The organism is Vibrio sp. 10N.286.52.C3 (genome assembly GCF_041468865.1).
GTDB lineage: Bacteria > Pseudomonadota > Gammaproteobacteria > Enterobacterales > Vibrionaceae > Vibrio > Vibrio crassostreae_C.
This window is the reverse complement of sequence record NZ_JBFRJM010000050.1, coordinates 33,405-45,120: the sequence shown is the minus strand read 5'-3', so window position 1 is coordinate 45,120 and position 11,716 is coordinate 33,405. Positions and strand designations below refer to the sequence as shown.

Annotated in this window: 11 protein-coding genes and 1 other annotated feature; of the genes, 3 read left to right on the top strand and 8 right to left on the bottom strand. The window is 46.0% G+C overall.

Translation table 11 applies throughout. The features are described from left to right. Positions 1 to 22: 22 nt before the first annotated feature. From AB4138_RS16445 to AB4138_RS16410, 8 genes are all read right to left on the bottom strand, one after another. On the bottom strand, positions 23 to 1,342 hold the full coding sequence (locus AB4138_RS16445; protein ID WP_346393668.1) for a dicarboxylate/amino acid:cation symporter: 1,320 nt from the start codon (positions 1,340 to 1,342) through the stop codon (positions 23 to 25). A 310-nt stretch (positions 1,343 to 1,652) separates the two neighbouring features. Continuing rightward, positions 1,653 to 2,459: a tryptophan synthase subunit alpha gene (gene trpA, locus AB4138_RS16440; protein WP_372306849.1), complete on the bottom strand. Its 807-nt coding sequence runs from the start codon at positions 2,457 to 2,459 to the stop codon at positions 1,653 to 1,655. Beyond that, positions 2,459 to 3,649: a tryptophan synthase subunit beta gene (trpB, locus tag AB4138_RS16435; RefSeq protein ID WP_017063541.1), complete on the bottom strand. Its 1,191-nt coding sequence runs from the start codon at positions 3,647 to 3,649 to the stop codon at positions 2,459 to 2,461. The genes trpA and trpB overlap by 1 nt, the downstream gene beginning before the upstream one ends. Positions 3,650 to 3,780: 131 nt before the next feature. Further along, positions 3,781 to 5,220 carry a bifunctional indole-3-glycerol-phosphate synthase TrpC/phosphoribosylanthranilate isomerase TrpF gene (gene trpCF, locus AB4138_RS16430; RefSeq protein ID WP_017063542.1) on the bottom strand — a complete coding sequence of 480 codons (1,440 nt, stop codon included), beginning with the start codon at positions 5,218 to 5,220 and terminating at the stop codon, positions 3,781 to 3,783. A 25-nt stretch (positions 5,221 to 5,245) separates the two neighbouring features. Beyond that, entirely contained in the window at positions 5,246 to 6,241 is a 996-nt protein-coding gene (trpD, locus tag AB4138_RS16425; RefSeq protein WP_229647081.1) for an anthranilate phosphoribosyltransferase, read from the bottom strand. Between the two features lie 9 nt (positions 6,242 to 6,250). Continuing rightward, positions 6,251 to 6,859, bottom strand: coding sequence for an aminodeoxychorismate/anthranilate synthase component II (locus tag AB4138_RS16420; protein WP_017063544.1), 609 nt, complete (start codon positions 6,857 to 6,859; stop codon positions 6,251 to 6,253). A gap of 2 nt (positions 6,860 to 6,861) precedes the next feature. Beyond that, the gene (locus AB4138_RS16415; RefSeq protein ID WP_017063545.1) at positions 6,862 to 8,451 is read right to left on the bottom strand and encodes an anthranilate synthase component 1; all 1,590 of its coding nucleotides are present in this window, start codon (positions 8,449 to 8,451) and stop codon (positions 6,862 to 6,864) included. Between the two features lie 125 nt (positions 8,452 to 8,576). Further along, positions 8,577 to 8,691, bottom strand: a sequence feature (Trp leader region). Next, complete coding sequence (locus AB4138_RS16410) at positions 8,638 to 8,763, bottom strand: trp operon leader peptide (RefSeq protein ID WP_009848753.1); 126 nt, start codon at positions 8,761 to 8,763, stop codon at positions 8,638 to 8,640. Its footprint overlaps the feature before it by 54 nt. Before the next feature lie 120 nt (positions 8,764 to 8,883). Between AB4138_RS16410 and rnm the strand changes: the two genes are divergently transcribed. From rnm to rluB, 3 genes are all read left to right on the top strand, one after another. After that, on the top strand, positions 8,884 to 9,738 hold the full coding sequence (gene rnm, locus AB4138_RS16405; protein WP_017061496.1) for an RNase RNM: 855 nt from the start codon (positions 8,884 to 8,886) through the stop codon (positions 9,736 to 9,738). A 62-nt stretch (positions 9,739 to 9,800) separates the two neighbouring features. Then, entirely contained in the window at positions 9,801 to 10,421 is a 621-nt protein-coding gene (locus AB4138_RS16400) for an L-threonylcarbamoyladenylate synthase (RefSeq protein WP_009848751.1), read from the top strand. A gap of 159 nt (positions 10,422 to 10,580) precedes the next feature. Then, positions 10,581 to 11,615, top strand: a complete 1,035-nt coding sequence (gene rluB / locus AB4138_RS16395) for a 23S rRNA pseudouridine(2605) synthase RluB (RefSeq protein WP_017055112.1) — start codon at positions 10,581 to 10,583, stop codon at positions 11,613 to 11,615. The last annotated feature ends 101 nt before the right edge of the window (positions 11,616 to 11,716 follow it).

Genomic DNA, 11,716 nt, shown 5'->3' with positions numbered 1-11,716 from the left:
CTAATCCGCGATGAACCTAATATTACGCTTGCTGTTTTTGTAGCTCAGCTTCTTTCGCTTCGTCTTCGATTAGAGAATCAACGATGACTGCACATGCTGCATCACCAGTGATGTTTAGAGCAGTACGGATCATGTCGAAGATACGGTCTAGAGCGAACAACAGAGGTAGACCTTCAATAGGGATACCAGCTGCTAGAAGAACCGCAACCACTAGGAAAGAAGGACCTGGAACACCTGCTTGACCAACTGCGCCTAGAGTCGACGTTACGATGATAGCAATGTAAGCGCCCATAGACAGGTCGATGTTGAACAGCTGTGCGAAGAAGATAGCAACTAGGCCGTAGTAAATTGCGTTACCAGACATGTTGATCGTCGCACCAAGTGGCAGAACGAATGAAGCCGTAGAGTTACGAACGCCAAGTTCTTTCTCTACCGTTTCCATTGTTACTGGCAGTGTCGCCATTGAAGAGGCTGTTGATAGTGCAACCGCTTGAGGCTTCTTCATTGCCACTAGGAACTTCTTAGCAGAAGTCTTAGTGAAGATTTGAATCATTAGCGGGTAAGCAACAAAGCCGAAGATCAGAATCGCAGCGATGTAGACAACGAACAGTTTGAACACAACCATAAGTGCGCCAAAGCCGAATGTACCCACAGCTTCTGCCATTAGGCCGAATACGCCAAGTGGTGCAATGATCATAACCTTGTTGATCATCCAAACCATAGCGTCAACAATCGCGTTTACGCCATTGATGATAGGGTCACGTTTCTCTTTCGCTTGTTTAGAAATCGCAATACCGAAGAATAAGCAGAAAACTAGAATTTGCAGAATGTTTGCTTCATTCAGTGATTGGAAAACGTTGGTCGGGATCATGCCTGTGATGGTTGCCCAGAACGTTGGAAGTTCACCTTTCGCAGCGTATTCAGAAGAGAACATGCCTTCAACGCCAGAAACATCGATACCACGACCTGGTTCGAATATTTCACCCATTACTAGCGCTAGTGCTACAGCAAGTGCAGACGTTAGTGCAAAGTAACCTAGAGTGGTCACGCCCACTTTACCTGCTGATGAGCTGTTGCCTAGACCAGCAGCACCTGAAATTAGGGCAACCGCGACTAGAGGGATAACCAGCATCTTGATCAAATTGATGAAGATAGCACCCAGTGGAGCGAACATAGTTGCGCTGTCACCCATCATCGCACCGACTAGGGTACCGATGATCATTGCAATAACGACTTGAACGCCGATGTTGCTTAGTAAACTCTTTTCTTTTAACACTTCCATAACCTCTGTGCTACTAAATATAAAAATCCCAGAACTACTCACCAATGTACGATGTACCATTGGATTAATATTTCGCGAGAAGTTTTACACGTATCTTTTACATTTATCAATATGAGCAGAGATGAAAGAACACCAAAAAGCAGTAATCAAATGTCATTTGATGATTTTTCACACTAAAGCAAACGTTTGCTTTTTGGTTTGTCATTATTTTTATAAATAGTGGTGATGTTTTGGTGGGGTATTATAGGTGTGCTACAGGTTTGTATGAGGTGTTGTTTTTATCAGAAATTTAACAATTGAGAGGGTTTGGACGTGTTCTCGGAGAAAAACTCCCACAGCGCAAATTATCGCACTAGTGGGAGCCTATTTATTATTTTTGCGTTGCCGCTTTCATTGGCGTAACAAACTCAGCAAGTGCTTTAAGCATTGCTTCTGGTTGTTCAACGTTGTTTTCAATGATTTTCACAACCGCAGAGCCAGAGATAGCACCAGCAGCGCCAGCTTCGATGGCTTCTTTTACTTGCTCAGGAGTAGAGATACCGAAACCAAGCAGTGCTGGTGGCGCATCAAACTTGTTCAAACGGTCAAGTAGGGCTGTCACAGGCATGTTTGCTTTGGTTTCTGCACCCGTTACGCCAGCACGAGAAAGTAGGTAAGTGTAACCACCACCTAGCTCAGAAACCGATTGAAGCGTCTCATCACTTGCTGTTGGTGGAGCAATAAAGATTGGGTGAATACCAAACTTCTTAGCTGCAGCAACAAACTCGCCACTCTCGTTGGTTGGTACATCAGCAATCAATACTGAATCGATACCTGCATTCGCACAACGCTCGTAGAAGTTCTCGATACCACGTGCGTACACCAAGTTTGCGTACATCAGTAGGCCGATTGGCAGATCTGGGTATTTAGCACGAATTTGACCAATAAGATCAAAACACACATCTGGCGTTACTTTTGAATCTAACGCGCGAATGTTTGCACCTTGGATTGTCGGGCCATCTGCAAGCGGATCTGAGAATGGAATACCAAGTTCAAGTGCATCAGCACCCGCTTCAACGAGTGTTTCCATGATCTTAAGAGACTGCTGAGGGTTAGGATCGCCAACCGTTACAAATGGTACAAATGCGCCCTGATTCTTTTCAGCTAAGCGAGTGAAGAGTGATTGATAGCGATCCATTATAATGCTCCTTTCTCTTTAAGAATGTCGTGTACAGAGAAGATGTCTTTATCACCACGACCAGATAGATTAACCACTAATAGCTGTTCTTTCTCTGGGTCATCGTGAGCCATTTTAACAGCATGAGCCAAAGCATGAGATGACTCTAGCGCTGCGATAATACCTTCTTTACGTGCAATCAATTGGAACGCTTCTAGCGCTTCGTCGTCGGTCACGTTGTCGTATTCAGCACGGCCAATAGCATTTAGGTGCGCGTGTTGAGGACCAACTGATGGGAAGTCTAGACCCGCAGATACAGAGTAAGACTCTTCTACTTGGCCGTTCTCATCTTGCATCAGTGGCGCTTTCATGCCGAAGAAGATACCGGTTTTACCGTGCTTAAGCGGCGCGCCGTGTTGGTCGGTATCAATACCTTTACCAGCCGGCTCTACACCGATTAGGCGAACAGTTTCTTCTTCAATGAAATCCGCAAACATACCGATAGCGTTCGAACCACCGCCGACACAAGCGATAACCGCATCAGGAAGGCGACCTTCACGAGCTAGAATTTGGTTCTTCGTTTCTTCACCAATCATGCGTTGGAAATCACGAACAATCGTTGGGAATGGGTGAGGACCCGCTGCAGTACCCAATAGGTAATGCGCGTCTTCATAAGTTGCAGACCAGTCACGTAGTGCTTCGTTACACGCATCTTTTAGCGTTGAAGAGCCAGAATGAACAGGGATAACCTCTGCGCCCATTAGCTTCATACGGAACACGTTCGGGCTTTGACGTTCAACGTCTTTTGCACCCATGTAAACACGACACTTAAGACCTAGTAGAGCACACGCTAGAGCCGTTGCCACACCGTGTTGGCCTGCGCCAGTTTCAGCGATGATTTCCTGCTTACCCATACGTTTTGCTAGCAATGCTTGACCAAGAACTTGGTTTGTCTTGTGAGCACCGCCGTGAAGTAGATCTTCACGCTTTAGGTACAGTTTTGTTTTTGTACCTTTTGTTAGGTTGCGTGCTAGCGTTAGTGCCGTTGGACGACCAGCGTACTCTTGAAGAAGCGTCATGAATTCGCTGCGGAACTCAGGATCGGCTTGTGCATCGATAAATGCTTGTTCAAGTTGGTCTAGTGCTGGCACTAGAATCTGCGGTACGTATTGACCACCGTATTCACCAAAGTAGGCATCGAGTTTAGCCATTGTGTTATTCCTTCAATTCTACTGATGTGTATTCACACCAAGTCATTTAATCTTGTTTGAGCTTCGCAAAAGGCAAAGCTCACAAATATGTTTTTAGTTTCTGCTTTCTAATTTCTAGCGCCGAGCTTGGACTAGTAATTACGAATCGCAGCAAAAGCACGTTGCAGTTTGTCTGCGTCTTTTTTGCCTGGAGCAGATTCAACACCAGAGTTTAGGTCTAATCCTAAGCAACCCAACTTAGCCGCTTGGTTAGCATTTTCTGGGGTTAGACCACCCGCCAACATGATTGCGCTTTGGTTGTTGATTAGGTTCCAATCGAACACTTGGCCTGTGCCACCGGTTTGAGAACCCACTTTAGTATCTAGCAGGTGACGAGTCACGTTGCTTTCCAGTAATTCTGGTAGCGAGCTCTCAGCATCGGGAGAAACACCGTAAGCTTTCCAAATCTCAACGCTTTCAGGTAGTGACTGTTTTAGCTCATCGACAAACGCTTGAGACTCATCACCGTGCAATTGCACAGCGAACAGGCCTAGCTCAGAAACCGTTTTCGCAACGTCAGTAACGCTGTGGTTTTGGAACACACCCACGTAGTTCAAAGGTGCGCCGCTCATAGTCAAACGAGCCGCTTCGATATCCACATGACGCTTAGATGCTTCAACGAATATCAGACCACCGAATACCGCACCAGCTTGATAAGCCTTTGCTGCATCGTCAGAGTGAGTTAAACCACACACCTTGTTTTCACCCAGTGTTACTTTGCGTACCGCAAGCTCGAGGTTCTTCTCTGCCATTAGAGAGCTACCGATTAGGAAGCCATCTGCAAACGTTGAAAGGTCACGAACTTGTTGATGTGTGTAGATGCCAGACTCTGAAATCACAACTGCGTTTGGAGCCAGTTCGCGAATCAGCGGCGCCAACTCTTTAGTACGGTTCAAATCAGTCGAAAGGTCACGAAGATTACGGTTGTTAATGCCGATCACCTTAGCGTTTAGAGCGACTGCACGGTGAAGCTCTTCTTCGTTGCTGACTTCGGTCAATACACCCATGTTGAGTGAGTGAGCGACTTCCGCCAGCGCTTTGTACTCTTCGTCATCTAATACCGATAGCATTAACAAGATAGCATCAGCTGAGTAATGACGAGCTAGATACACTTGGTAGGTATCAACCATGAAGTCTTTACACAGGATAGGCTGCTTAGCAATGCTGCGAACTTTCGGTAAAAACTCAAAGTCACCTTGGAAGTACTTCTCGTCTGTCAGCACAGAAATCGCGTTTGCGTGGTTGTTGTAAACAGAAGCAATGTAGTCGAGGTCAAACTCGTCACGGATTAAACCTTTTGACGGAGAGGCCTTTTTACATTCAGTGATGAAAACCGTTTGTTCTCCGCTCAGAGCGTCATAAAAGCTGCGGTCTGTTGCAGTTAGTGACGCTTTAAACTCGTCTAATGGTTGAGTCTGCTTACGTGCTTCAACCCATTGGTATTTATCACGAACGATTTTTGCTAATACTTCCGCCATTTCAGCTTCTTTGACTGAAACGTGGGTCGACAGTTTATCGGTAGTCTGTGTCATGTTCTTTGTCTCGATTCGTCGTTCGTTAGGCGTGTGCAGCAAGCTTTTGTACAAGCTCGTATGCTTTGCCAGAGTTCATCGCGTCAATTGCTTGCTGTGCGTTGGCTTTTAGGTCTTCGTGACCAAACAGACGCATCAGTAGAGCAACGTTGACTGCCACTGCGCCAACTTGAGCATCAGTGCCTTTACCCGTCAGGATATCGGTTGTGATGGCTTTGTTCTCTTCTGGCTCGCCGCCCTTGATTGCTTCAAGAGGGTGAGTGTTCAAACCAAAGTCTGCTGGTGTCACTGTGTATTCGTGAATTGTGCCATCTTTGATTTCAGCAACCATGGTTTCGCCGTGAATCGCTACTTCATCAAGGCCGCTACCGTGAACAACCGCCGCGCGCTTCATGCCCATTTGCAGCATGGTTTCTGCGATAGGGCGTACCAGCTCTTTGCTGTAAACACCCATTAGCTCGATGTTAGGGCGAGCAGGGTTAATCAGTGGGCCAAGAATATTGAAGATAGTGCGCGTTTTCATTGTTTGACGAACCGGCATCGCGTGACGTACACCAACGTGATATTGCGGAGCAAATAGGAATGCTACGCCAAGTTCATCAACAGCCGTACGTGTGTCTTCAGCTGTCATCGCTAGGTTGATACCGAACGAATCCAGTAAGTCAGAAGAGCCTGATTTGCTCGATACGCTGCGGTTACCGTGCTTCGCGACTTTTAAGCCACACGCTGCGGCAACAAATGCAGAAGTCGTCGAGATATTGATGGTGTTGTGACCGTCGCCACCTGTACCTACGATGTCTGCGAAATCGTAATCAGGGCGCGGGAACGGGTTTGCATTCGCAAGTAGTGCTTTTGCTGCGCCTGCAATTTCATCGGGCGTTTCGCCTTTGATTTTCAGTGCAGTTAGCGCAGAAGCCATCAAGATTGGGTCTAGTTCACCCTTGATGATCACATCAAATAACTGTTGGCTTTCTTCTTGAGTAAGAGACTGCTGTTCGTAAAGTTTATTAATCTGTTCCATGATCGTTTCCTATTTTCCAGTCTTTTCAAGGCGAAGAGGTTTCTCAAGAGCCCATTCGATAGCGTTTGCTAGAAGCGTTGCACCGTAGGTCGTCATAATTGATTCAGGGTGGAATTGGAATCCACACACCTTGTCTTGTTCTTGAACCACAGACATCACCAAATCATCTACTTCAGCGGTCACCGTTAGGCTATCAGATACATGCGTTGCCACTAAAGAGTGGTAGCGAGCGATAGCCAATGGCGAAGGTAAGCCTTGGTAAGTCGCATGGTTTTGGTGTTCCATCATCGACACCTTACCATGAATGATTTCGCCAGCGCCTGCAACGGTGCCGCCATAGGCTTCAACAATCGCTTGGTGGCCTAAGCAAATACCAATCATTGGCACTTTACCTTTTAGAAGCTGAATCAGCTCTGGCATACAGCCCGCATCTGCTGGAGCGCCAGGGCCTGGTGAAAGCAGTGCAACAGGGTTGTCTAGTTCGTTGATCGCCGCTTCAACTACTTTTGCAGGAATGTTGTTACGGTAAATTTTTACGCTGTGACCTAATGAACGAAATTGGTCTACAAGGTTGTAAGTGAACGAGTCGAAGTTATCGATGAATACAATATCAGCCATGATTACGACTCCTTCTTATTTGTTAGGTTCTTAGTATGAGCTGCTTGAATCGCTGAGATAACCGCTTGTGCCTTGCCGCGAGTTTCATCGGCTTCTGCTTGTGGGTCTGAGTCAAATACGACCCCAGCGCCTGCTTGTACTTGTGCCACGCCATCTTCAACGTAAGCAGAGCGAATTACGATACAAGTATCTAGAGTCCCTTCACCAGTTAGATAACCGACTGCACCACCGTAGCTACCACGACGCGTTTTTTCTACGTCTCGAATAAGCTGCATTGCGCGGATTTTTGGTGCGCCCGTTAGCGTGCCCATGTTCATACAAGCTTGGTAAGCGTGCAGAGCATCTAAGTCTTCACGGAGCTGACCAACAACACGAGAAACCAAGTGCATTACATGGCTGTAGCGGTCTACTTTCAGTAAGTCTGCTACGTGGCGAGTGCCAGCTTCGGCAATACGTGCCACATCGTTACGCGCTAGGTCAACTAGCATCATGTGCTCGGCGTTTTCTTTCTTGTCGGTACGCAGTTCAAGCTCGATACGGCTGTCTAGGTCGAAATCGATTTGACCGTCAGGGCGCTTACCACGACGACGAGTACCAGCAATCGGGTAGATCTCGATTTGGTTGGTTTCTGTCTCGTATTTCAGCGCGCTTTCTGGAGATGCACCGAACAGAGTAAACAGCTCGTCTTGCATGTAGAACATGTAAGGGCTTGGGTTGCTTTGTTTGAGTTCTTTATAAGCCGCCAGTGGGGCAGGGCAAGGTAGAGTGAAGCGGCGTGAAGGTACCACTTGGAATACATCGCCTTTAACTACGTACTCTTTTAAATCACGAACCGTTTGGCAGAAGTCTTCATCTGAAACGCTAGGTACAGCTTCAACGTTGTCTAACGGCGTTACTTCAGTGATGGCTTTCAGGGACTGACACTGAGTTTGAATGTCGGCTAGACGGTCAGTTAATTGCGCTTTGATGTTGTCATCTTGAGCAAATAAGCTCGCGTGAAGTAGGCCTTCGTTCTCTTGGTGATCGAAACGCAATAGTGTTTCAGCTACATAGAAGACAAAGTCAGGACAATTGTTGGTTGCTTCAGCATCACCTAATGGCTCAAAGTTTGCCACGATGTCGTAAGCGAATAAGCCCGCCATGAATAATGCGTGTTTGTTATCCGCGTCTTGCTCAAAGCTGTGCTGAACCAAACGCAGTGCATCGAATGAAGAGGCTTCTCTTAAACGTGAGTCTTCGTCTAATTCGTTGCTTGGTTCGATAAAAGTCAGCGTCAAAACGTTATCAGTAAGGTCAGATTTAATTTCTGCTTTCACGTTTTGAGTGAGATGTTCGATAAGCGCTTGACCGTTTTCAGTCAATGCTTGAAAGGTTACTTCATGTCCGCGACATACGATGCGAACAGCAGAGTCGATAAGGAGTAGGCTTGTCAGGTTCTGTTTAGATTCAATCTCGGCAGATTCCAACAAAAGACTATCAGTTTTGTTTTCACACAAAGTATGAAAAACGCTGGTTGGATCTTGCGAGTAAGGAACTGAGGAATTGATGACCTCAATGGTTCCCAGCTTTTTGATTTCAATGGCCTTGTTCACAAGACCTCCTTTATGATTCTTTAAATTTCCTGCCGTACATAGTCGCATAAAGATACCTTTCACCCAATCTAGAATATGGTCAATTCGATGATTTGTTAGTCAGTTGAATGTGAGATGTTCGACAAATTAAAAAGCCCGCTATTAAAGCGGGCTTAGTGATAACTTTTTTATAAACAAACTGTTTAATTAGAAGTACACGTTAGCCCACCAAGAACTTGTCCAAGTGCGCCACCAATTAAGCTCTGAACTTGCTTCTACTGAAGAAAGTTCTAAAACTTTATCTTTATGGTTTTGGTTAAATTCTTGTAACATGGTGAACCTATCAAATGTGATACTTCGTATTTGTGTACTAGTTAACTAGTTTTCTGCTTGCGGGTCAAGTGTGTTGACACAAATATAACGATAAAAATTGAAAACAATGAAAAAGAATATATGAGAATTGATCTACATAGTCATACAACAGCCTCAGATGGCCGACTTACTCCACCTGAGCTAATTGACCGAGCGCTTGGCTTTAACATCGAAGCGCTAGCGATTACAGATCATGACACGACTGATGGGCTTGCTGAAGCACGCAGCTACATTGCGGATAACAACCTTCCTATTCAGTTGATAAACGGCATTGAGATTTCGACTGTTTGGCAAAACAAAGATATCCATATTGTTGGGTTAAACGTTGATCCTGAGTCACCAGAACTCAAAGCGCTCATTGAACAACAGAAGCAACACCGTATTGGGCGTGCTGAGATGATCGCTCACCGTCTTGAGAAAGCGACTCGTGAAGGGGTGTTAGAAGAAGTTAAATTGATTGCGGGTGATGCACCAATCACTCGCGCTCACTTTGCTAAGTGGCTAGTCGACAATGGCTATGCGAAAACTATGCAGCAGGTGTTTAAAAAGTTTCTTACTCGTAATAACCCAGGTTATGTGCCGCCAACTTGGTGTTCAATGAGTGATGCTGTCACGGCTATTCATGCTGCTGGTGGACAAGCCGTACTCGCTCACCCTGGGCGATATGGACTTACAGCCAAGTGGGTTAAGCGCCTGCTAGCGGCATTTGTTGAAGCGAAAGGGGATGCGATGGAAGTAGCTCAACCTCAGCAAGCGCAACAAGAAAGACGCACACTCGCGGATTATGCTATACAATACAAACTATTAGCCTCCCAAGGCAGTGATTTCCATTACCCATCTCCGTGGATGGAACTTGGACGCAATCTCTGGCTACCTTCTGGGGTCGAAGAAGTATGGAAAGATTGGGAGTTTCAAACGGTTTCACCATCTGAATAGTCTTTAGGTGAGCCAGCTCCTTCTGATGATAGAGTCGAGAGATTCGATAACGAGGATCAACAATGAGCCAGTTTTTTTATGTACACCCAGATAACCCACAAGCACGCTTAATTACTCAAGCGGTTGCGATTATTCGCAATGGCGGCGTTGTGGTTTATCCAACAGATTCCGGTTATGCGCTGGGCTGTCAGCTTGAAAACAAACAAGCACTTGAACGTATCTGTAAAATTCGTCGCATCGATGACAAGCACAATTTCACCTTGTTATGCCGTGATCTTTCTGAGTTATCACTGTATGCACGCGTTGATAACGTGGCTTTCCGTCTGCTGAAAGCACACACGCCAGGTGCTTACACGTTTATCTTTAAAGCAACTAAAGAAGTGCCAAAGCGTTTGATGAACGCCAAGCGTAAAACGATTGGTATTCGTGTCCCAGACAACAAGATTGCACTCGACCTGTTGGAAGCGATGGGCGAACCACTGATGTCGACGTCTCTGATTCTTCCGGGTAACGAGACTACAGAGTCGGATCCAGAAGAAATTCGTGACAGCCTAGAGCATGCGGTTGATGTGATTTTGAATGGCGGTTACTTAGGTGAGCAACCGACGACCGTTATTGACTTCAGTGACGATGATGCCGTGGTTCTACGTCGTGGTGCTGGCGATCCTGCGCCGTTTGAATAATCGCTTTACTGATTAACAGTCTGTAACGATACAGCAAACCTGCCACAGTAAATAACAAGTGCTTTTTGGCAGGTTATTTGCGATAATACGCGACCGCGATTTGGTCGTGAAAAATTCATTCGACGTCTGTGAAGACGACAATTAGGTAGAAAAGAGTAAATGAGCGAAAAATTACAGAAGGTTTTAGCGCGAGCTGGTCACGGTTCTCGTCGTGAACTAGAAGGTTTAATCAAATCTGGTCGTGTAAGTGTTAACGGTCAAGTTGCGAAACTGGGCGAGCGTCTTGAAGACGAGAACTCAGTGATCCGTATCGATGGCCATACTGTTTCAGGCAAGGCTTCTGAAGAAGTGGTTTGTCGTGTACTTGCTTACTACAAACCTGAAGGTGAGCTTTGTACTCGTCACGACCCTGAAGGCCGCCGTACTGTTTTCGATCGTCTACCTAAGATCCGTGGTTCTCGTTGGATTTCAGTTGGTCGTCTTGATGCAAACACATCAGGCCTTTTGCTTTTCACTACTGATGGTGAGCTTGCAAACCGTCTAATGCACCCAAGCCGTCAGGTTGAGCGTGAGTACCTAGTACGTGTATTCGGTGAAGTGACTGAGCAGAAAGTTAAAAACGTTACTCGTGGCGTACAACTAGAAGACGGCATGGCTCGTTTTGAAGATGTGGTTTACGCTGGTGGTGAAGGTATGAACCATACTTTCTATGTAGCGATTAACGAAGGTCGTAACCGTGAAGTTCGTCGTCTTTGGGAATCACAAGAAACAACAGTAAGCCGCCTGAAACGTGTACGTTACGGTGATATCTACCTTGATAAGAAACTGCCTCGTGGCGGTTGGAAAGAGCTAGATCTTCAAGAAGTTAACTACTTGCGTGAGCTTGTTGAGCTTAAGCCTGAGAAAGAGACACTGTTGGATCTTGATCCTTCAAACACTTCTCGTAAGCGTGAGCGTTCTCGTAGCCAAAAAATTCGTCGCGCTGTTAAGCGTCACGAAGAGCGTGCAAACGCACCAAAAGGCCGTAGCAACCAAACTAAGCGTAAGAAGCCTGCAACTCGCGGTACTACAACACCTGATTCAGGTCGTAGCGCTCCAGCTGCAAACAAAGGCAAACCTCAGGCTAACAAAAGTAAGCCTAAACTGAACAACGGTCGTCCGGCTAAACCAGCTAAGCCAAGAACACGTCAGTAATTACGTAATTTATTGCGCGTAAAGCTTCATTAGCTAAAAGCACTGAATACTAAAAAACCTGCTCATTGAGCAGGTTTTTTTACGTCTAGAAGAAATAAAAG

What these genes read in the sequence shown, in the direction of transcription:
- AB4138_RS16420 (WP_017063544.1), bottom strand. Translation starts at nt 6,859, where the DNA reads ATGGCTGATATTGTATTCATCGATAACTTCGACTCGTTCACTTACAAC.
- AB4138_RS16445 (WP_346393668.1), bottom strand. Translation starts at nt 1,342, where the DNA reads ATGGTACATCGTACATTGGTGAGTAGTTCTGGGATTTTTATATTTAGT.
- trpD (WP_229647081.1), bottom strand. Translation starts at nt 6,241, where the DNA reads ATGGAACAGATTAATAAACTTTACGAACAGCAGTCTCTTACTCAAGAA.
- rnm (WP_017061496.1), top strand. Translation starts at nt 8,884, where the DNA reads ATGAGAATTGATCTACATAGTCATACAACAGCCTCAGATGGCCGACTT.
- trpA (WP_372306849.1), bottom strand. Translation starts at nt 2,459, where the DNA reads ATGGATCGCTATCAATCACTCTTCACTCGCTTAGCTGAAAAGAATCAG.
- trpB (WP_017063541.1), bottom strand. Translation starts at nt 3,649, where the DNA reads ATGGCTAAACTCGATGCCTACTTTGGTGAATACGGTGGTCAATACGTA.
- AB4138_RS16410 (WP_009848753.1), bottom strand. Translation starts at nt 8,763, where the DNA reads ATGTTACAAGAATTTAACCAAAACCATAAAGATAAAGTTTTAGAACTT.
- AB4138_RS16400 (WP_009848751.1), top strand. Translation starts at nt 9,801, where the DNA reads ATGAGCCAGTTTTTTTATGTACACCCAGATAACCCACAAGCACGCTTA.
- trpCF (WP_017063542.1), bottom strand. Translation starts at nt 5,220, where the DNA reads ATGACACAGACTACCGATAAACTGTCGACCCACGTTTCAGTCAAAGAA.
- rluB (WP_017055112.1), top strand. Translation starts at nt 10,581, where the DNA reads ATGAGCGAAAAATTACAGAAGGTTTTAGCGCGAGCTGGTCACGGTTCT.